Origin of the sequence: Microcoleus sp. F4-D5 (assembly GCF_036704885.1) — a bacterium.
Lineage (GTDB): Bacteria > Cyanobacteriota > Cyanobacteriia > Cyanobacteriales > Microcoleaceae > Microcoleus.
The window spans coordinates 1-21,974 of the sequence record NZ_JAUBSX010000069.1 but is presented as its reverse complement, the minus strand read 5'-3'; the positions used below and the strand labels follow the sequence as shown (position 1 = coordinate 21,974).

The following is a 21,974-nucleotide window of genomic DNA, read 5'->3' as shown; positions in this document are numbered from 1 at the left end:
AACTGTAACTAGACGGTAAGTAGTTGGATAAAAATAATGTACCAGGACTTACGCATAAAAACCCAAGAAACCGGTTTTTGGCAGCTTCTGCCATCTGTAACATATTCTGGGGAAAAAACCCGGTTTCTGACCACCCGCTGCGATGCTTAGAAACCGGATTTTTTACGGTTTCGGCGGGCGGCAGCGAAGAGACTCGAAAAAACCCGGTTTCTGGGCCGTGCGTAAGTCCTGTGTACATCTTCAAAACCCCAGTTTCTCCAAGAAACCGGGGTTCGGGAAATTTCCCAGCGATTGTTAACTAGTCTCACGAACTTCCGGGGTAATTCCTTCAGGTTTTGCTGTTGTAGTCAGAAATTCCAAAATTTGGTCAGGAGTTAACTTTGGATTCGCCTGAAGCATTAGAGCAACTACACCCGCAACATAGGGAGCAGCCATAGACGTTCCCTGCAGGAAGCCATAACCTACATTTTCCGGCGTAATCGGAATTGTAGATAAGACTTCATGGCCCGGAGCAACCACAAAATTTATTGGTATCGAACCAGCAGGATTGGAAAAAACTGTTACCTGTTTGCCTGGAAAACTTGTTACTGCTCCGACAGCTATTCCCAAATTATCGAAAGCATAAAATGCTGGAAAACCTGGTTCGCTAGAGTTGACTTGGGCCCTCTCATTTCCCGCTGACATCACCACAAAAACTCCGCGTTGCTTGGCATATTCTAGGGCTTTTCGTTCTTCCTGCCCGTCTGCCATTCGTCCGCCGAAACTCATGTTAATCACATTTGCGCCATTGTTAACCGCATAGTAAATGGCATCAACGACAGTGGTAGTAGATTTCACACCTCCAAAACTTCCCACCCTAATTGGCATAATTTGAGCATCATAAGCAACCCCATTCATTTCGTAGCTGTTATTGGGAGAATTGATGTCAATTCCATTTCTTTTCGCCCCAATGATTCCTGCTACGTGAGTTCCGTGAAACCCAAGCTGATCGTTTGAATCTGGGGAGACAGTAGCATCGCCATCTACAAAATCCCACCCATTTACATCATCAGGAACTTTGTTGCCATCGTCATCAATACCATTCCCCGGAATTTCTTTAGGATTCCGCCAGATGTTGCCCTTTAAATCGGGATGACTCAAGTCAACGCCACTATCAAGTACCGCAACCACAACACCTTTACCCGTGTATCCTGCTTTCCAGGCTGGGGCAACATTGAGGAGGTTTAAGTCTCCTATGTTATTTTTTACCGCTGCACTGGTGAGCGGGTTAGCAGCATCCAACGGTTTACCAGTGGCCTTCGCAACTGCCGCTGCTGCATCCACCAGTCCGTAGCCAAACAAGGTGTTGAACTTATCTGTTGTCGGTGCAGCTAAGATGCTGAGGTTGTAGAGCGTGTCGCCTTCAAAAGAATTGACTCCGAGATAATAAGTACCTGCTGACAAACCTTTAAAGGAAATTTCCTCTGGATTGTTGCCTTGCTGTTGAGGAGTGTCAACAATTTCACCAAAATCAACCTTGTTGTCTTGGTTGACATCCTGAAACAGCACTAAATCCGCATCTGTACCCGGAGACATTCCCCGCAAGTTGACTTGAAGGTTGCTGGGCTGTGGGAGATCGAATTTGTAGAGTTGCACAGGTTTGTTTTTTTCAACAAAGCCGTCCAACGAATACTTGACTTCGCTGCTAAATGTGCCGACAAGTGGAGGAATAGCTTGGTTCAGCGATAACTGAATTAGCTTGACATTTATATCCAGGTTGTAGCTGGTGTTAGCGCCCGCTACACCCTGTTGAACGTACTGTTGAACGTAGACATAGTATTGGCCCGGTAAAAGAAAGCGATTTTCAATTACTTCTGGCAGACTTCCAAGATTTAGGGAGCCAGAAGCAGAGGCGATTTCGTCTGGACTCAGTTCACCATCATCATTAGCATCCCTCACCAAGAATAAATCAGCGTCCGCACTCAAACCGTTGAGTCTCAATGTGAGACTGCTGAGTGTGTCAGTGGTGAAAGGGTAAATATGTCTGAACTTGTTTTCATCTACGAAGCCATTCAGGCTAATTGAATTTTTCAGGGTACCGAGGTCTGTTACTCCTACTGCTGCTGCTTTTAGTTCGGTTTGGGGTACAAAAGAGTCATTGTCGCTACCACCAATTAGCGTGTCTCCACCCACATTGCTAACCGAACTGTCTTGGTCATCAGAACCTGTAAGTATGTCGCTGCCTTGACTACCGTGCAGCGAGTCTGTTCCTTGACCTCCAACGAGGGTATTGTTCCCAAAGTTGCCAGAGATGAAGTCATCAAAGTTCCCGCCCAATAGGGCATCGTTACCGCTACCTCCTAACAGGAAATTCTGACCGCCACCGCCATCGATCGATTCTGAAGAGACAGAACCAATCACAGTATCATTACCTTCTAAAGCCCGCAGTCCTGTGGTGAAGGGATTTAAAAGTCCTGGGGTTAGCCTCAAGTAATCAGAATTGGGAGTTAGATCGAAAAAATTACCGTCACTGCTGGAACCACTCATAATCAGATGCTCCTGGTCAGCTCAATAGGTATATCTTACTATGGTAAAACTTTCAACCCTGAAATCGCAAAGTTTTTTAATAAGACTCAAAGAAAATTCATAGGACTCAGGCAACAATCCTATGGATAGGTTTAATCCCACATTCCGCAGATCTTAACATTAATTGGGGATTTTTTGGTAATAAATGGCTGTAATTCTTTCTCTACAAGCCGAACGCTGATATGTAGAAATATGAGTTTTTATTAAGGAGTATTCCTGGATTCTCAATAATCATTAATTGTCGAGAATATGTTGGCAATTAAATTCCTAGAATGACGTTTTCTCGTCAACATATTTTTGACTATGTTAAGAACTGCGGAACGTGGGTTTAAGCAGGGGGAATTACCCTACAAAACGCTATATAACGCAAGTTCGACGCGGGCGAGCGAGTGCAACGGTCAACATAGACTGTCTCTGAAGGTGAGTTAGACGGCTGAAATCCGAATTAATTAAAAGTGTAAATAGGAGCCTCTATGTCATACATAGATAGCTTTTGAGCCTGGTATGTATAAGCAATTAGACTTGCTACTAAATTCACCATAAAATTAGCAACGTTGCGAGGGTAGTAAGGAGTTTATTTATGAAAAACTAAAAACCAGAGTGAGGACTTCAGTCCTCACTACAAAACTATCTGGGACTGCTACTTTCTTACACTAAGAAATTCTGGACAACAAAGTTACCCAGATTTCTACCAGCACTCAAACCGTTTACATTAGCACTCATGAAATGGATGCCTCCGTAAAGGCGACTCATGCCCGATTCGTCGGCCGCTTCGCTGAAGTTCTCGTAGGTTCGCAAAGTGTTGACAGTCCTGTCTCCCCTATCTGCAAAGCCAAAATCCGAACCCAATACAGAGGTCATAACTGCATCTGCTGCACCGCTAAAGGTACTGTGGCCCGACGTGTACTCAGGGAACGGCGGAGTAGTTATCAGCGGAGTCCACTGGGCATCTGCTGTCGTGTTGGGATTGTTGTCTGTGTCTGCTTGGCGGATAGCTGTCACCGGCCGCCATAAATTGTATTGGTACTTAGCATCCCAGCAGCTAATAGCTGCATCGGCGAGGGAAAAATTTAGCAGGGCGAACAAGCGGGCGGTATCTTCTAAGGATTGACCCGTGAGAGTCGCTGTTTCTTCGGCGATTTGGTTCCAGTGACCCGGAGGCGTAAACGTCCCAGCGCCGTTGGCCCAGAATTTGGCGATTGCTGTTTGGTCTGGGGTGCGCGTGAGGCTGTCACTTTTGCCGATTTCTTTGACGTAGTTAACTTCCTCTGCGTACTTGGCGCTGTCAAGGGCGGGCGGGCCCGACGGGCGGAACTGAGAACCGCTAGTCATCGCAAAAGGAGTCACGTCCCGCCACTGTGGGGCCAGCGCGGCGGCAAGGGCGGGGGGAGTCGGCACCCAACTACCGGGGTCGGTTTTGGGGGTGTACTGCACTACTTTCGTGATGCCGTCTGTACTCCGCGAACTGATAATTTGGTCGGCAACTTGCTGTCCGAGGGCTATCCCGTCTTGTTTGGCTTTGCCGTCGGTAATTTTAGCTAAAGACGATGCGTATGCTTCGTTGAATGTGGCTGCTTGCGCTGGGTAGACGCTGACTAAGACGCGGTGGGCGGCTGCGGCGGTGGCAGCTTCTGCTGATGTACCTGCTGGTGCATCTATGTTGACCCGGTAAGGGCTGTATTTTTTGCTTATCGAGTTAACAGCATCGTGAATGGCTGCGTGAACCATTGCCATGTTGCGGGAAGCGAGGGGAGGCGCGCTGCTGGCAGTCCGCACTGCATTCAGCATGACTCCGTTCCACTCGATGACAGGGTTTGCCGATAGCTGATTTGTGAATTGGTCGCGGCCGATCGTACTGCTGTTGACTCCCGGCAAGACTGCTAAATACTCGCCCGTGAGTTTGTCTTGAATTACGGTACTGTTGCTGTTGATGCCGGTGCCTTGCTGGATGTTTAAATCTTCAAAGCTGAGGCCGTCTAGCAATCGAATTTTGTCATTGCCGTTGCCGAAGTCGGCGATGTAGTCGGCAGCAGCTAGAGTTGGGCCACCGCTGCCTTTAGCAATGGCAAATATATCATCGCCTGTGCCGCCGCTGACGGTATCGCTACCTGCGCCCGCATAAATTATGTCGTTGCCGGAATCGCCATTAATTAGGTCGCTGTCTTTGCCTCCCCAGAGGATGTCATTATCTGCACCGCCGGTGATAGTATCGTTACCTCGATCGCCGCAGATTTTGTCTTTGCCTGCATCGCCTTCGAGAAAGTCGTCTCCGCTGTTGGCATAAATTATGTCGTTGCCATCCAATCCGTCAAATCTGTCTGGTTGGGTGGTTCCTTCAAGATAGTCAAATTTAGGACTAGAGGTGAGGGATGCCATGTTTATTTATTGGATATTTTGATTAAAGCGCAAAGGTTCGTACCGTCTGTAGATGCTTAGGTGAGTTTACCCTTTATTTAACAATATTAAACTTTCTGGTTGAGAATTAAACGCCACAACCAAGCTTTATTTAATATTTAACGGGCTTTTTATGAAGTTTTGCGCTTTGAATCTGCGTAAAAGTACAGACATTAAAAATGCCTCAGATACTGCAAGGTTGTTGATTTTTCATAAAAAAACAGTTTTTTTTTATATTTAGAGCAAGATACTTTTTACCAGCATAAAAGGCGCGGATTGTGTAACGGAGTAAGTATATATTTATTAAGCACTCCTCAATGCTGCGATCGGGTCGAGTTTGGCGGCTTGGCGGGCGGGGACGACGCCAAAAAAGAGGCCGACTGCACCGGATACACTGACAGCCAGGGCGATCGCCACAGGCGAAATACCAGCTTGCAAGGGCGTGAAATTACCTACAAGCAAGATACCGCCGATACCTACGCAAGTACCGACTATCCCTCCGGCGGCTGATAAAATTACAGCTTCGACAATAAATTGAAATAAGATATCTTGTTGGGATGCGCCGATCGCCTTTCTGAGCCCAATTTCCTGAGTGCGTTCGCTGACGGACACCAGCATAATGTTCATAATCCCAATGCCGCCTACTAAAAGGGAAATGCTGGCAACAGCAGTTAACATAAGTGTCAGAGCCCCGGAAATCGCACCCATTGTTGCCATTAAATCTTTTTGATTTCTCACTGTAAAGTCATCTTCGGTAGTAACTTTGTGCCGCAGTCTCAGCAAGTTTTCTACCTGAAATTGCGCCGCATCCATTAGCAACTCATCTTTAATAGAAATGTATATCGACGTGACAGCTAAACCGTAGGGAGATGTCCGCCCGACAATGCGGTTGGCCATTGTGGCGATCGGCACTGCGGCCGAGTTATCGTAATTCGTACCAAAAGATGTGCCTTTGGGTGCCAATACTCCAATTACTTTGAGGCTGACATTTTGGATACGCACCTGTTCGCCCAAGGGATTTGTATTGCCAAAAAGTTTTTCCGCTAATTCTGAACCTAGAACCACAACTTGGTTACTTTCCTTAACATCTAGTTCGGTCAAAAACTGCCCTTTTGCCATTTCAAAGCTTCTGACTTCTAGAAATTCTGGAATCGTGCCAAAAATTAGAGCCGAAACATTTTTGTTGCTGTAGCGAACTATTTCGGAACTGTTAAGTTCTGCTGACACGCCTTGAACGGAGGGGACTTGAGTTGCGATCGCCTTTGCATCTTCTACTATCAGTGTTTGAGGCGCACTTGCGATCGAACTTCGCCTGGCGTTGGGAACTCCGGGCCTCACGATTAATACGTTTGTACCCAGGGATTGAACTTGTCCTGCTACAAATTTTTGAGCTCCTTGTCCAATTCCCATCATGGCAATTACTGAAGCGTTGCCGACAATCATGCCAATCATTGTTAAACTGCTGCGAATTTTGTTGGCTAGTAGCGTTTGACCGGCCATTTTGACGCTTTCAATAAAATTCATATTTTTTTTAAAGGAACAAGAAGGAACAAGAAAGAAAGCCATATGTCATTGTTTGCTGTGCGTCAAAACCCCAGGGCATTGGGATTGCGACGCACAGCGAAAATGACACAGTACTTAATAACTAAATACTAGAGTCAACAGTCAACAGTCAATAGCCTACCGTCAACAAACTAATTAAGCACTTCTCAATGCCACAATCGGGTCTAATTTAGCAGCTTGTTTTGCAGGTACGATGCCAAAAAATAAGCCGATACTGCCGGAAACACCGACTGCAAGTGCGATCGCCACTGGGGAAACACTAGCTTGCAGGGGAGTAAAAGCAGAGACTAAAAGCACGCCGCCAATACCGAATCCAGTACCGATAGCACCGCCTGCCGCTGACAAAATCACAGACTCGATCATAAACTGAATTAGGATATCTTGCTGAGAAGCTCCGATCGCCTTTCTCAATCCAATTTCTTTGGTACGTTCGGTAACAGAAACCAGCATGATATTCATAATCCCGATGCCGCCGACAAACAGCGAAATTGCCGCCACGAAAGCCAACATCAAAGTCAAAGCACCAGTAATGCTGCCCAAAGTATTCATTAAATCTTTCTGATTTCGGACAGTAAAATCATCCTCCTTAGTAATTTTATGCCGCAATCTCAGTAAATTTTCTATTTGAAATTGGGCCGCTTGCATCATAGTTTCATCCTTTATGGCAACCGAAATAAACGTTACTTTTGTACCGTAGGGAGACGAGCGACCAACGATGCGATTGGCCATTGTTGTGAGCGGCAAATAAACGTTCATATCTTGATTGTCGCCAAAACTTGAGCCTTTCGCCTGCATGACACCAATCACTTGAAAACTCGAGTTTTTGATGCGAATGTATTGACCAACTGGCTGTGTATTGCCAAACAATTGTTCGGCTGCTTCCGATCCTAAAGCAGCCACATTTTCTTGTCTTTCTAAATCTAATTTGCTTAAAAATCGACCTTTACCAACATCAAAGCTTCTGACTGTCAGAAATTCTGGGGTAGTTCCGACAATGGAAGATGAGACATTTTTGTTGCGGTAGGTAACGAGTTGACTGTCATTGAGAGTTGGTGCGACTTCTTGAACAGAAGAAACTTGAGATGCGATCGCCTCTGCATCTTCCACTACTAAAGTCTGGGGCGGAATCACCGGGCGGGTTTGCGCTTCAGGACTTCCGGGAATAATAAATAGCAAGTTTGAACCCAGAGAGTTAACTTGTCCCTCGATAAATGTTTGAGCTCCTTCGCCGATACCGATCATAGAAATTACCGAAGCATTGCCGATGATAATTCCTAACATCGTCAAGCTGCTGCGAAGCTTGTTTGCCATCAAAGTTGTGACGGCCATTTTGACGCTTTCAACAATATCCATAATTCGATTTTAGATTTTAGATTTTGGATTTTGGATTTGGCGTTTGGATTATTCGTCGTGTCAACTTAATATTTAAACCCATAATAAACTCGCGTGTAGCCGAGTCTCGAACCCCCTAAATACCCCTTAGTAAGGGGGACTTTGAATACTCTTGTCCCCCCTTCTTAAGAGGGACTTTGACTGCTCTTGTCCCCCCCTTGTTAAGGCTTGTTAGGCGGGATATCGGGGTTTGAAAACACCCTAGAGCGATCGAGATAAATAATTCCCCATGCCCTATGCCCCATGCCCTATGCCCTATTTCTGATTCTTGATAATATCCTCCAGCTTTTTACCTTGAGGAAGTTCGGTAAAAACGCGATCGCCCGCTGCGGCACCCTCTAAAATCTGAATCTTGTTGCCAATAGTCGAGCCAACGGTAACAGCTTTAAACTTCGGCTGTTGTTTCTCATCGGGAACTAGCACGCCTGTTTGACCTTTATTAGTGACAATTGCCACCGTAGGCACAACTAAAGCATTGCTCAGCTTTTGACCGACAAATCTCAAATCTACATTCATCCCCGATTGCAGCGAATCTTTGCCCGTATCAATGGCAACTCGCACTTGAAATAGCGTCACATCCCGTTCCTTAACAGCTTCCGGCGCAATTAATTTAACGCGGCCTTTAAACACTTTATCTGGATAAGCATCGGCGACTATTTCAACTTCTTGACCAGGTTTAATTTGACTGATATCAGCCTCCGGGACTTTAGCCAAAACTTCCACATCTCTAGCTAAAGCGACAATCGATGTCGAAGTGGCCGAAGTAGCTTCCGAGGCCGAAGTTGCCGGAGTTACAAAAGCTCCTTGGATCGCGTATCTTTGGGTAATAACTCCCGCAAAAGGAGCGCGAACTTTCGTATCTTCTAACTGCACTTCTTGAAAGCGGACTTGAGCTTGAGCTTCGGCTAATTCAGCTTTAGCTTGAGCTATTTCTTCCGGGCGAGAACCGTTTTCTTGTGCCGCCAATTGGCTTTTTGCTTCAGCAACTGCTGCTTCGGCTTTGGCGATTTCTTCTGGACGGTTGCCGTTTTCTAGCTGCACTAATTTGCTTTTAGCTTCGGCAACTTCTGCTTCGGCTTTGGCGATTTCTTCCGATCGCGTGCCGTTTTGCAATTGATTCAATGCTTGCTGCTCGACTTGCACAGCAGCTTGCAGTTGCTGAATTTGCGACTCCCGACTTTCTTGCAGTTGTTGCAGGCGTTTTTGGGATTCGATTAATTTAGCTTGGGCAGTGCGATTTTCTTTAATTAGTTCATCGAGTTTATCTTTAGCCAGAGCACCTTCTTCCACTAACGGCCGATTGCGTTCTACCCGTTGAGCTGTTAGTTCGGCTTGGGCTTTACTCGAGTCAATTTGCGTTTGTGCTTGGGCAATTTCTTGTTTGACACTGCCAGTTTGAGCGTCGGCTAAACGAGCTTGAGCTTGGGCTAAACGAGCTCGCGCTTGGCTGACTTCTTCCACGCGGCTGCCGGCTCGCAGTCGCTGCAAGCCTGCTTGAGTTTGCTGCAAGCGGGCTCTGGCTCCTGCAACTTCTTCCACGCGGCTGCCGGCTTGGAGTTGCGCGAGACTGGCCTCGGCTTGCTCTAAGCGCGCTCGGGCGCTGGCGATGTCTTCCGATCGATTCCCGGCTTCGATTTTTGCGAGTTTTGCTCGCACGCTGGCTTCGCGGGCTTGAGCTTGCTGGAGTTGAGCTTCTACATCGCGGCTTTCCATGCGGGCCACGATTTGTCCGGCTTCCACTCGATCGCCCTGTTCCACAAATAATTCTGCGATCCGGCCGGAGCCTTTGGGGCTGAGATTCACGCGCTGTACGGGCTGCACCGTGCCGCTGGACGTGATCCGCACCGTGAGGTTTTGCGCTTCCACCGGCACTGTCATAGTGGCGATCGCATCTACTTTCGGCTGCGATCGACTTTTAGCTATATACATAGTGGTCGGTACAGCTAGCAACCCGGCTGCAACCAACCCAATCGCCCACCGCTGCCGTTTGCGCGCGGGTTTCTTCGGAGACTGCTTTTGGGCGGTTTTGTTATCTGCAATTTTGGTCTCTGCGGCCTTGGTGTCTAGAGTCTGAGAATCTTCCACCTTGACCTGAGCAGTTTCCTTTTTAGGGCTAACGATCATACCGACTCACCTAATTTAATCTCAGGATTACCTTAAAGGTAAAATTTTTGCTGATGCGTGGCATCGTCTTTCAGACTCATCCGATCGGGTGATTTATAAAAAGTTCCCGAACCAGCACCTGCAAACAATTATAGCTAATCTTTGCAAGTTATTAAAAAATGTTAAGTTTTTTTCAGCCAAAAGAGGTTGCCCCAAACAGAATCGCTCCCGGCTGCTGGCAAATAAAAATATATTTTAGGAGATAATATTATTTTTGGGATCTAGGAGTGCGCTTCTGACCAGCAACAAAGGTGGATTTGACATCGATCGACCGTCACTAGGTCATTGCGGACTCGTGATAGCGATCGCAGCGGGATCGGCCAGTGCGAATCTCGCAACGACACACTATGGACACACTTGTTCTCATAAACCCGGTTTCACGGGTAGCGCTGCGTAAATCCTGAATATATATCCGCTCTGTGCCCGCAACAGGTTAAAATATTTTTCAAATTCGTTAAAAATGGAAAATCAAAATAATGAATCGTCCTCAAAGCGTTACAGTTCTGGCCATCTTGCAGCTAATTAGCGGCGTATTCAGCCTCCTTGACGGCTTGTTCATCTTACTTTTTGCAGGCATTTTTGGCGGTATCGGTGCGGCTGTCGGCGGGGCGAAAGTTGGTACTGTAATCGGCGGCTTCATTGCAATTTTTGCTGCGATAAGTTTTATTTTAGGCCTCCTATCCTTACTCTTAGCTTGGGGTTTGTTTCAACTCAAAAAATGGGCATGGACGGGAACGTTAATAGTCCACATCATCGCCACCCTCGCGCAAATTGCCAAAATGTTGGGCAGCGGCGGTACAGCAGTCAATTTTTTAACTCTGGGTTTTGCAGTGGCTAGCATTTACTATCTGCTGCGGCCGGATGTTAAACAAGCATTTTCTGCTGAACTCCCCTTTTAATTAACGGTACTGAATTCTCGGATCGAAAAAAGCATAGGAAATATCAACCGCCAGATTAATCAGTACAAAAGTCACAGACACAAAAATTACTCCTCCTTGGACAATGGGGTAATCCCGCGTCAGAATACCGGTATAAATCCAAGAACCAATTCCCGGCCACGAGAAAATTGTTTCAGTCAAAATAGCGCCGCTTAAAAGAGTGCCGAACTGCAAACCGATAGTTGTGACGATCGGCAAAAACGCATTTTTTAAAGCGTGTTTCAAAATCACCCAATATTCAGGCAATCCCTTAGCCCTCGCAGTGCGGATATAGTCTTGAGAAAGCACTTCCAGCATCGCAGAACGAGTGATGCGAGCTATAATAGCTAGGGGAATAGTTCCTAAAGTCAAAGCTGGCAGGATTAAATGGGCGATCGCATCCCGCAAAGCCGCCAAATCCAACCTCAGCAAGGCATCCAAAACATAAACACCCGTAATCGACTTAAAACCAAACCCTAAATCTACACTAATCCGCCCGCTTGGTGGCAGCCATTTCAGATAAACAGCAAACAAATAAATCAACATCAATCCCAACCAATACACGGGCAAAGATACGCCAATTAACGAACCGCTCATCGCGAGATTGTCCAGCCAGCTATTTTTCCTCACAGCCCCCACAATCCCCGCCGGAATTCCGATAACAAGTGCCACCAACATCGCCACCACAGACAGTTCAAAAGTAGCAGGCCACCGACTTGTAATTTCATCAATTATCGGAATACCGCTAATAATGCTATTTCCTAAATCAAAGCGGATCAAACTCCATAAAAAAGCCAAATATTGCAAAGGTAAAGGCTGATTCAAACCTAATCTCGCTCTCAACATTTCCACCTGTTCGGGAGTTCCCCGTTCTCCCAAAAGCACTGTAGCTGGGTCTCCCGGTATCAAATGCAAAAATATAAATACTAGCAGAGTGATTCCGAAAAGGACTGGCAATAGTCCCAGCAAACGTTTAAGAATATATTTAGCCATAATTTAGATTTGAAATTTGAGAACAAGAATATGAAAAAAAGTAAATTTATGTAAAGTCTGAGAAACCAAAGAGAATATCTTTTGGTCAACAGTGACATACTTACGCACATACTTACGTAGACATAGGCTATAGTAAAATTGATGTTATTTTGGGTGAATATTGCAGGCGATCGCACTAGCAGCAGAGAGAAACGAGCGATCGCACTTTATAACTGCAATCTACGCATTTAGTTACATAAATTAATTTGTGAGGTGTATAATGCCTTGCTCAACAAGATCAGCACGCGCGATCGCCTTGATCGACACTCAAGTAGAAGATTATCAAACTCTAGTTGCAGGAGTAAAACCAGGAACAGAAGTGGTGGTTCTGGAAGCAACAGGAGATGCGATCGACCAAATCACTCAAGTCTTAGCAACTCACACCAATCTTGACAGCATTCATCTAATTTCTCACGGCAGTCCAGGCAATTTGCAACTGGGCAAAACAAGACTGTGTTTGGATAACCTCAAAACTTATGAAAACCAATTACAGCAATGGCGACACGCTTTAACTATAGATGCAGACATCCTGATTTACGGTTGCAGCGTAGCATCTGACCTCACCCCCAATCCCTTCCTGCAACGCATTGCCGCCCTCACAGGTGCAAATATCGCCGCATCTGGCAATCCCACCGGGAGTGCAGCCCAAGGCGGCGACTGGGAACTGGAAGTGACTACAGGAAAAATTAAAGCACCCACAGTGTTTAAGCCAGATGCAATGGCAGCTTACAGCCACCTCCTCTCTCTTTTCTCACCTCCGACCAGCTATAGCGTGGGGTCACCTCCCGAGTCATTTGCCATAGGGGACTTCAATCACGATACCTTCTCCGACTTGGCTGTGGTGACTCTTAGCTCCAACGTCTCTATTTTGCTGGGAGATGGTAAAGGTAGCTTTGGTACTGCCACCAACTATAGCGCTGGGTCATCTCCGCGTTCAGTTGCAGTGGGCGACTTCAATCAGGATACCTTCCCCGACTTGGTTGTGACGGATGATTTATCCAACAGCGTCTCTATTTTGCTGGGAGATGGTACGGGTAGCTTTGGTACCGCTACCAGCTATGGCGCTGGGTCAAATCCCAGTTCGGTTGCAGTGGGTTACTTCAATAACAATACCTTCCCTGACTTGGTTGTGACGAATCCTTACGACAAAAGCGTCTCTATTTTGCTGGGAGATGGTACGGGTAGCTTTGGTACTGCCACCAGCTATAGCGCTGGGTCAGATCCCGAGTCAGTTGCAGTGGGCGACTTCAATCGCGATACCTTTCTCGACTTGGCTGTGACGGATGATTTCTCCAACAGCGTCTCTATTTTGCTGGGGGATGGTACGGGTAGCTTTGGTACTGCCACCAACTATAGCGCAGGGTCATATCCCGAGTCAGTTGCAGTGGGCGACTTCAATCGCGATACCTTTCTCGACTTGGCTGTGACGGATTATTTATCCAACAGCGTCTCTATTTTGCTGGGAAATGGTAAAGGTAGCTTTGGTCCTGCCACCAGCTTTACCGCAGGGTACCGTCCAGACTCAGTTACAATAGGGGACTTCAATAACGATACCTTCTCCGACTTGGTGGTGACGAGTTATTTCCCCAACAGCCTTTCAATTTTACTGGGAGATGGTACGGGTAGCTTTGGTAATGCTACCAATTATATTTGGGGAAAGTCACATCCCCATTCAGTTGCAGTGGGTGACTTCAACAACGATACCTTCTCCGACTTGGCAGTGGCGAATATTGGCTCCGACAAAATCTCAATTCTGCTTGGCAGCACATCTGTTGACGTAAATTTCGGGGCTCTCACCTACAGGCAAAATGAAGGAACCCAAGATACAGCAATTAATATTCCTGTCACTCTCAACAAGACTCCACGGATCGACGTAACCGTACCAATTGTCATCAACCCCAACAGTACCGCTACTCAAGGTGTTGACCAAGATTACACCCTTTCTACTACTACTGTTACGTTCCCCGCAGGTGCTTCGGGTACTGCCCTGACTCAGAATATTGCAGTCACCATCAAACCTGACAACATCCCTGAGAACGATGAAACAGTCATTTTAGGCTTGGGCGCGATCGCAGGTGCTGTTGCGGGTACAATCCCTGAAACCACGCTGACTATTGGAAAACTAGCGCCTAGCTTTGAATGGCTCAAGCAATTCGGCACACCCAACGACGATCTCTTTAAGAGCGCAGCACTTGACAGTGCAGGCAATGTCTATCTGAATTTCAATGGCTCGGTAGCAAAATATGACAGCAGTGGCAGCCAGTTGTGGCTCAAGCCGTTAGGGGCTTCCGGGGAAGTGAAAGTCGATAGTGCTGGCAATGTCTACCTGACGGGAAGCATTAGCGCTTCACCGCCGGGGATATTTAACGGACTCGACGCTTGGGTAGCTAAGTATGACAGCACAGGCAGCCAGTTGTGGCTCAAGCAGTTCGTCGGAACCCCTAATTTTAATGACTATCCCTCAGGCCTAGCTGTGGATAGTGCCGGCAATGTCTACATTTCAGGAACAACCGAATATACAAGTTCCGGTGCAGGTGGAGGTCCCAGAACAGCCTGGGTAGCGAAGTATGACGACAGTGGCAACCAGTTGTGGTTGAAGAATGTCAATTCTGACACCCACGACCGCTCCTCTGGCATAAAAATGGACAGCAGTGGCAATGTCTATCTGACGGGTACAAACTATAACTTTTCAAAAGGCTATCCACCGGATGTTGACACCTGGGCAGCCAAGTATGACAGCAATGGCAATCAGTTGTGGTTGAAGCAATTCGGGACTGCTGACTCTGACTACCAAGAAATCACAGCCCCCTCAGATTTAGCAGTGGATAGCGCTGGCAATCTCTACCTCACGGGATCAACCGACGGCGCTTTGGGAGGCACCAATGCAGACAGTCAAGATATTTGGGTAGCCAAGTATGACAGCAATGGCAACCAGTTGTGGCTGAAACAATTTGGGACTGCTGACTCTGACTCCTCCTCACAGTTAGCACTCGATAGCGCTGGCAATTTCTACCTGACGGGCAAGAACTATGACTCTTCAAAAGGCTATCCACCGGATGTTGACACCTGGGCAGCCAAGTATGACAGCAATGGCAATCAGTTGTGGCTCAAGCAATTCCGGACTGCCAACTCTGATGCCCTCTCAGATTCCTCCTCAGACTTAGCAGTGGATAGCGCTGGCAATCTCTACCTCACGGGAGCAACCAACGGCGCTTTGGGAGGCCCCTATGCAGGGGGTCAAGATATTTGGGCAACTAAGTATGACAGCAATGGCAACCAGTTGTGGCTCAAGCAATTCGGGACTGCTAGCGATGACTCTCCCTCCGACTTAGCAGTCGATCGCGCTGGTAATGTCTACCTGACGGGAGAAACCAACGGCGCTTTGGGAGGCCCCAATGCAGGCGGTCAAGATATTTGGGTTGCTAAACTCGGCACGATCGCAGAGGTAGTCACACCAACACCAGTACCAACACCAGTACCAACACCGATACTAATATCGACGCCTACTCCCACAACAACGCCGACGCCTACTTTCACACCAACTCCTACGGCAACACTAACGCCCTCGATCACACCAACGCCAACTCCTACATCAACACCAACGCCATCTGTCACGCCAACGCCAACTCCGACACCAACACCAACGCCATCTGTCACACCGACACCAACGCAGTCCAACTCCGATCCAATTATCGGTACTGATGGCGACGATATGCTTGCAGGCGATCGCGGCAACGATACCATTAGCGGTAAACAGGGAAACGATACCCTCGACGGTCTTGATGGCAACGATCGGATGTACGCTCATCAAGGTAACGATTTTCTCGAAGGTGGCAACGGGGATGATACCCTAATCGGTGGCAAGGGCAATGATACCCTAATCGGCAATAACGGTGAGGATGTTTTATTTGGCGATCGCGCTTTTGACAGTCTCATTGGCAGTGATGGCAACGATACTCTTTACGGCGGTAAGGGAAATGATACCCTATTTGGCAGTTTGGGAAATGATTGTTTGATTGGAGGTTTGGGGAGCGATCGATTCCTCTTAGGACTTGAAGCTGGAACGGATACTATTTTAGATTTTGAAGACGACAAAGATTTGCTGATACTTGCTAGCGGTATCACCTTCTCCCAATTGGCAATTACTCAAAGTAACAGTGCAACTTTAATCCGGTTTGTACCAACAGGAGAAATCTTGGCATCTCTGAGCACGATATCGGCGAGTCAAATTAATGCTGCCGACTTCACTTTCATCTAAAAGATGACTTACGCATAAACTCTATCTCTAGGGTACATCTCGCTCTAGCTTCTCAATTTTTGCTCACTTCCTCAAAAGATTCCGACCCCAAAGGACTCGGAATCCAACCTTGAATATTCTTGCGTTTCCCTAAAAGCGGCTGCGAATGTACGATCGGCAAACGCACAGCTTCCTCGTGCAAAATCTCGCTAACTTCCGCATAAATTTTCGCCCTAGCTGCTTTATCCCCACTCGCCCTCCCCCGATCCAAAAGTTCCAGAACTTTCGGATTTTTCCAATTTCCCAAATCCGCCGTCGAACCCGGCCCGAAGTGAGGATAATAAAAATTGTCTGGATCGCCATAATCTCCAATCCAACCCATCATAAAAGCTTGAAATCCAGGAGGTTTTAGCCGATCGGCTAAATAAGCAGACCAATCCTTTGTCAGCAATTTTACCCGAATCCCGATCGCGCTCAAATCCGCCGCCAAAGCCTCAGCGATCGGCTTCGGCGTGGGAAAATAGGGACGGCTAACGGGCATATACCACAAATCCAAATCAAAACCGTTCGGATAACCGGCTTTCGCCAGCATTGCTTTAGCTTGCTGCGGGTTAAATTCATAATCTTTAACTCGATCGGACGCCGCCCAATTCAGCGCAGGCGGGATAAATTGCGAATCGTGTTTTCCGAGTTCTCCCCAGAAAGCTTGGACTATTGCTGGCTTGTTAATTGTTTGGGCGATCGCCCGCCTGACTTCGGGTTTTGACAAAGGTTCGTAACTCGGATTTAAGGCTAAATAACCGACATTAAAAGAAGGTCGCACAACTGTTTCTAAATTAGTATCTGCTTGAACCTCTTTTAATTGATCCGGCGTTAAATCTACCGTAAAATCAAGTTGTCCTGCTCTCAATTGAGCCAATCTCGCCGCCGGATCGTCAACAAAACGAATTACCAATAGATTGACTTTTGGCGTGCCAGTTTTCCAATAATTTGGATTTTTTGCTAAGATAATGCGATCGCCCGATCGCCATTCCTGAAACACAAAAGGCCCCGTACCCACCGCCGGCGACCCCGGAGTGCCGTATTTAGCACCCGCTTTTTTCACCGCCGCCGGACTCGCCATCCCGAAATAACCAGACCCTATCGCCGAGGGAAAAGCAGCAAAAGGTTGATTTAAAACAAACTTAATCGTAGACTTATCAACAACTGCCACATCTTTTACCAGGGAATTTTTATCTCCCTTAAAGCCACCAAAAAAATCCTTCCAAATTTGATAAGTTTTGCCAGATTCTCGATAACCGTTAGGATTTTTCGCATCCCACCAGCGCTCCACATTAAACTTAACAGCTTCCGCATCAAAATCCGTACTGTCGTGAAACTTTACCCCCGAACGCAACTTAAAAGTCCAAGTTTTACCATCTTTAGAACTTGACCATTCAGTAGCGAGACTCGGCTCAAGTTCCACAGTTCCCGGTTTGAAATCAGTCAAGCGATTGTAAATTTGGTCGATAACAATCACCGAATTCCCGTCAGTAATATTTCCCGGTTCCAGATTGACCGGCGGCCCACCCGCACCGTAAACCAAAGCCCCTGGAGGAATTGCAGCAGGAGCGATCGGACTGGGAGAATTATTGCTAGCAGTATTTGAAGGAGTGCCGCAATTTGATAAAATTACAGCCATCCCAAAAACTAGACATAATAAAAATAAACGCCAGGATTTTAACAATTTCATCTCAATAGCTCCCGTTTACTAGCAAACTGCACTCATGTAATAATAAAATGGTAATTCTCCCCGGCTTTTCCCTCTGCGAACTCTGCGCTCTCTGCGGTTAATTTAATAAATTCTATCAGAACTTACGCAACTGTCACAAGCACTAGCGGCTAAGCCACACCATCCGCCCAAAAACAAGACCCTAAACATAGTTAGGGATAGAACAGGCCAACTCCAGTTCTATCCTAACTATTTCTGAACCTATCAAGCAGCTTTTTCTCCAAAAAACTTTAGCCGTTTCAACCACTTCTGCCAGTATTCCAGCAATTGTTCGCGTTCCAACACAAATATTTCCGCATCTTCATCGGGAAGAGCCACAACAATCAAAGCATTAACAATTTTATTACCAAACAGAGTCTCACCATAGCATCGATTAATTGCCCCACCATAAGCAACTAACTGTAAAGGCTTGTCGTAGAGTTTTTCTACTTGCAGTTTAGGTTCTTCAGCAGTCGTCCACTCAATAGTGCATGGAACACCTTGATAACGGGCAACTAAATCAACTTTCCCGGCGTATCCTTCCACATAATTTGGCACAACAGTCTCGACCAACTGGACATCGCTAAGTTTCTCCAGTACAGGCTGAACGCTATAACAATAGGGCTGAATTAGGCTGGAAGCCGTGGGAGATAACCCTTGCAAATAATCCTTAACCCACTGATGCAATAGTTCTCCCCGGCGACGGCTGGTTACAGCAATGCGATTTGCTTCTGTGTTCCCTACTTTCTTGCGCCAATTAGAAAGGGCAGCTACAGACTCAATCGGCTGTGTAGCCTTAAGTATTGTGGTAACTGCTGGTAGCAGAATCCCATTTTCATCTTGGTAGTCAAACCGTCCATTAGCGCTGGTTCTTTTCATGATAAGAATCTCCCAAAAATTGCTAAATTGAATTTCGCAATTTAGCTTTGGAGATATCTCTCACGTTGAGGCTGACTTAGACTGACTTAGGCTGACATATCTACAATCTTCAGTTTCAGCCTGGTATTGAATAGCATTTTTGCTCCCGAATAAGTAATATAAGAGCAGCCCTAACCGTGATTTAATGCTAGATAGAAGATACTGGACTCGCTTTCAGGTAATAGAGAGGTTAGTCAATGACGCTGCCGCGTGACTTTTTAATTAACATAGGTGGTAACTATGATCTTTCGCCAGAGGAAAAGGAGGTTTTTGTAATCTGGTTTAGCAGCAACAAGACAGGGTTGGAGATAGCAACAAAACTCCATATCAGCAACAGTGCGCTTACCACTCGCATGAGCCACGTTTACAAAAAGTTCAGTATCAACGGTAAAGGCCCAGGTAAATATGGTCGCTTGCTCAATTTTCTGACTGCTGAATATCGTAAATTCAAGGCTTCGGGCTCTCCAACTTCTAATCTGTCAGAGGATGAGTTAAATGACTTGGTGCAAGAGGTGCGCCAGAATTGCCGCGAGATGATTCAAGACCAGTGCGGTACAATGCGATCGCTCACGATGTCGCAACCCATTGACGTAAGTGACCTCTACACCAACGTCAATATTCTGGAAAAAATTACCAGTCATCGGCGGCGCGAAATTTATGAACTGGTGCAAGACTTTGACCCGAAAAACTTCGATCGCTTCGGACTTGGCAGAGTAACTGATAAACCAAGACCAGGACTAGAAGCGGTTGAGAAATATTCAAAATTAATGGTGTTGGGTAAGCCCGGGTCAGGAAAAACCACATTTTTGAAGCATTTAGCAATCCAGTGCGAGCTAGGTAAATTCCAAGCTCATCGCGTTCCTATTTTTATCACGCTCAAGCAGTTTGCAGAAACCGAAGGAAAACCGAGCTTACTGGAATACATTACCCAGATGTTTTCTGATTGTGATGTTTCTGCTGACCAAATAGCTGTCCTTTTTAAGCACGGTAAGACACTGGTTTTACTTGATGGTTTAGATGAAGTAAAAGTTGAGCATAACAGCCATGTCATCAACCAAGTTCTTTATTTATCGGACAAATTTCGCACCAATCACTTTGTAATGACTTGTCGGATTGCAGCAAAAGGTTATAATTTTGAGAAGTTTACAGAGGTTGAAGTCGCAGATTTTGATGACAAGCAGATAGCCACCTTTGCCCGAAAATGGTTTCAAGCTAAGGAACCAGCGAAAGCAGAGGAATTTATTCAACAGCTTAGGGCAAATGACGGGATTCGAGAACTGGCAACAAATCCGTTACTGCTAACGCTGTTATGTTTGGTGTTTGAAGAATCAGCCAAATTTCCCGGCTTACGTTCAGAACTTTATGAAGAAGGAGTAGATATTCTGCTGAAACGATGGGATGAAACGCGAAACATACAGCGAGAGCGGATTTATAAAAATTTATCATTGCAGCACAAGAAAGATTTACTCAGTCAAATTGCCCTAAGTACCTTTGAGCGGGGAGACTATTTCTTTAAACAGAAACAGCTAGAACAGTACATTTCTGATTACATCCGCAATCTGCCGGATGCTCAAAACGACCCGGAGGCGTTGCAACTCGATAGTGAGACGGTTTTGAAGTCCATTGAGGCGCAACATGGGTTATTGGTGGAACGGGCGCAAAAAATCTACTCTTTTTCTCATTTGACATTTCAAGAGTATTTCACAGTGAGAAAGATTGTTAAATTTTCTGAGGAAAATAGTTTTCACTACCTTGTTAGTCACATCACTCAGAAACGGTGGCGTGAAATATTTTTTATCACTGCTGAGCTGTTGCAAAAGTCCGATGCCCTGCTGATAGTTATGAAGCAAGAAATTGATAGTATTTTATCTTTAGAAACAGAATTACAAGAGTTTTTACAATGGTTAAATGAGAAGGCACGATTAGTTGAGTGTAACTATCAAAAGTCAGCAGTAAGAGCGCTTTATTTAGCTTTTTTTCAAAATTTAGAAAAAACGCCACTAGACCATCTTTACCTCAAAATTGATGACCAATTCAATTCAGACTTTCAAGCGTTGTATTACGTTTGTGGGGGATTTTTTTCTCAGTATCGTAATATAATACCTTATGAATTCACTACTTTTTTGTTTGTAAATAAATTTAGTGACGGTTACTTTAATCCTCACCTTGTTTTAATCAAACTCCCTGACAGGTTTTATCAGAATCCCAACGTTAATTATGAGTATCTCTACTCATGTATATCGAGTACATACTACTTCCAAGCCCCGACAAGTAGTTACTTTAACTCTCATATACTTGCCATCTTGCCACCACCTGAATACTATCTTGATAAAGATTCTCCTGACTTTCCCTATCGCTGGAATTATCTTGAGGAATGGTGGCGTGTCAACAATCAAGACTGGACAGATCAATTTACAGCGCTGCTCAGTGACCATCGCAATCTTGGTCATGATTGGCAATTCACTGACTCACAAAAGCAACTATTACAGCAGTATTATGATGCCAATAAGCTGCTAATCGACTGTCTAAATAGAGGTTGTAATGTATCTCCTGAAGTTCGAGAAGAGATTGAAAAAACATTGTTGTTACCAAAAAATGAAGTTCAAAAGTATAGCAATTCCATTTGAGATGTAAATATGGATTTCTATGGTAAAATAGAAAACTTTGATAATAAATGAAAGGGAAGAAAGCAAATGTCAGCCAATCAAAATGAAAAAGAAAGACAAATAGAAGGTTTAATCAAATTTATAAATAGTAATGGAGACTCGCGAGAAATGAAGAGAGCCTTAGCCGTAAAACTGGCTCTACAAGGTTATGTGTACAGAGCGATAGAAAATATACTAAATGTATCTCAAGGTTATGTAAGTAAATGGAAAAAAAGATTTATAACACAAGGAATACCAGGTCTAAGATTAGGCTATAGAGGAGCGAAAACCAAGCTAACAAGAGAAGAGGAAGAATCAACCATACAGTGGTTATCATGCCAAGAATATTGGGATATATCCGAACTAGAAATATATTTAATAGAGGAGTACGATGTCAT

Annotated in this window: 12 protein-coding genes; 4 read left to right on the top strand and 8 right to left on the bottom strand. The window is 45.7% G+C overall.

The features are described 5' to 3' along the window. Window positions 1-294 precede the first annotated feature (294 nt). The 5 genes from QUA80_RS25470 to QUA80_RS25450 all read right to left on the bottom strand — a co-directional run bounded on the left by QUA80_RS25470 (window position 295) and on the right by QUA80_RS25450 (window position 10,038). Window positions 295-2,526, bottom strand: a complete 2,232-nt coding sequence (locus QUA80_RS25470) for a S8 family serine peptidase (RefSeq protein WP_333427792.1) — start codon at window positions 2,524-2,526, stop codon at window positions 295-297. A 687-nt stretch (window positions 2,527-3,213) separates the two neighbouring features. Next, entirely contained in the window at window positions 3,214-4,941 is a 1,728-nt protein-coding gene (locus QUA80_RS25465) for a phosphatase PAP2 family protein (RefSeq protein ID WP_333427791.1), read from the bottom strand. Between the two features lie 321 nt (window positions 4,942-5,262). Continuing rightward, the gene (locus QUA80_RS25460; RefSeq protein WP_333427790.1) at window positions 5,263-6,483 is read right to left on the bottom strand and encodes an ABC transporter permease; all 1,221 of its coding nucleotides are present in this window, start codon (window positions 6,481-6,483) and stop codon (window positions 5,263-5,265) included. Between the two features lie 174 nt (window positions 6,484-6,657). Next, complete coding sequence (locus QUA80_RS25455; protein WP_333427789.1) at window positions 6,658-7,875, bottom strand: ABC transporter permease; 1,218 nt, start codon at window positions 7,873-7,875, stop codon at window positions 6,658-6,660. A gap of 294 nt (window positions 7,876-8,169) precedes the next feature. Continuing rightward, a complete protein-coding gene (locus QUA80_RS25450) occupies window positions 8,170-10,038 on the bottom strand; it encodes an efflux RND transporter periplasmic adaptor subunit (protein WP_333427788.1) in 1,869 nt (622 codons plus the stop codon). A 515-nt stretch (window positions 10,039-10,553) separates the two neighbouring features. Between QUA80_RS25450 and QUA80_RS25445 the strand changes: the two genes are divergently transcribed. Continuing rightward, window positions 10,554-10,976, top strand: a complete 423-nt coding sequence (locus tag QUA80_RS25445; protein WP_333427787.1) for a hypothetical protein — start codon at window positions 10,554-10,556, stop codon at window positions 10,974-10,976. On the opposite strand, the gene QUA80_RS25440 is transcribed toward QUA80_RS25445, so the two are convergent. Further along, on the bottom strand, window positions 10,977-11,987 hold the full coding sequence (locus tag QUA80_RS25440) for an ABC transporter permease (protein WP_333427786.1): 1,011 nt from the start codon (window positions 11,985-11,987) through the stop codon (window positions 10,977-10,979). Between the two features lie 259 nt (window positions 11,988-12,246). Here QUA80_RS25440 and QUA80_RS25435 point away from each other — a divergent pair, with 259 nt between their 5' ends. Further along, window positions 12,247-16,284, top strand: coding sequence for a DUF4347 domain-containing protein (locus QUA80_RS25435; RefSeq protein WP_333427785.1), 4,038 nt, complete (start codon window positions 12,247-12,249; stop codon window positions 16,282-16,284). A gap of 52 nt (window positions 16,285-16,336) precedes the next feature. On the opposite strand, the gene QUA80_RS25430 is transcribed toward QUA80_RS25435, so the two are convergent. After that, window positions 16,337-17,995 (bottom strand): ABC transporter substrate-binding protein, encoded by a 1,659-nt coding sequence (locus QUA80_RS25430; RefSeq protein WP_333427784.1) that lies wholly within the window; start codon window positions 17,993-17,995, stop codon window positions 16,337-16,339. Between the two features lie 243 nt (window positions 17,996-18,238). Then, complete coding sequence (locus QUA80_RS25425) at window positions 18,239-18,892, bottom strand: hypothetical protein (protein ID WP_333427783.1); 654 nt, start codon at window positions 18,890-18,892, stop codon at window positions 18,239-18,241. Window positions 18,893-19,128: 236 nt separating this feature from the next. On the opposite strand from QUA80_RS25425, the gene QUA80_RS25420 reads away from it, so the two are divergent. Together QUA80_RS25420 and QUA80_RS25415 are read left to right on the top strand one after the other, a co-directional pair. Further along, window positions 19,129-21,558, top strand: a complete 2,430-nt coding sequence (locus QUA80_RS25420; RefSeq protein ID WP_333427782.1) for an NACHT C-terminal helical domain 2-containing protein — start codon at window positions 19,129-19,131, stop codon at window positions 21,556-21,558. Window positions 21,559-21,624: 66 nt separating this feature from the next. Then, the coding region (locus QUA80_RS25415; RefSeq protein ID WP_333427781.1) for a helix-turn-helix domain-containing protein at window positions 21,625-21,974 on the top strand (350 nt) is incomplete at its 3' end.